This is a genomic window from Curtobacterium sp. MMLR14_002 (assembly GCF_001864975.1).
In the GTDB taxonomy this organism is placed as follows: Bacteria; Actinomycetota; Actinomycetes; order Actinomycetales; family Microbacteriaceae; genus Curtobacterium; species Curtobacterium flaccumfaciens.
Genome location: NZ_MJGT01000095.1, coordinates 1 through 317 on the forward strand (window position 1 = coordinate 1; position 317 = coordinate 317).

General features: G+C 76.0%; 1 protein-coding gene. It reads left to right on the forward strand.

The window, feature by feature from the left end:
- Positions 1 to 80 precede the first annotated feature (80 nt).
- The coding region (locus BIU91_RS18615; RefSeq protein WP_366556904.1) for a GNAT family N-acetyltransferase at positions 81 to 317 on the forward strand (237 nt) is incomplete at its 3' end.

The following is a 317-nucleotide window of genomic DNA, read 5'->3' on the forward strand; positions in this document are numbered from 1 at the left end:
CCGGACGACGTGCCCGACGAACCCCGCCGCGTCGTCGTCACCGCGACCGGCCCGCGCTGGGAAGGCGTGGCCCTCTGACCCTGCAGCCCGTCGACGCGGACGACGTCGAGGCGCTCCGTGCGTTCCTCGTCGGGGCGGATCTGACCCTCGCCGGGCTCGACGAGCCGGCGGTGCGGCTCTGGATCGACCGCGACGACGCCGGCAGGGTGGTCGGCAGCACCGGGTTCGAGGCGAGCGCTGACGGCCTGCACGTGCTGATCCGGAGCGTGGCCGTCGGCCCGCAGCACCGCGGTTCCGGGGCCAGTACGCGCCTGGCG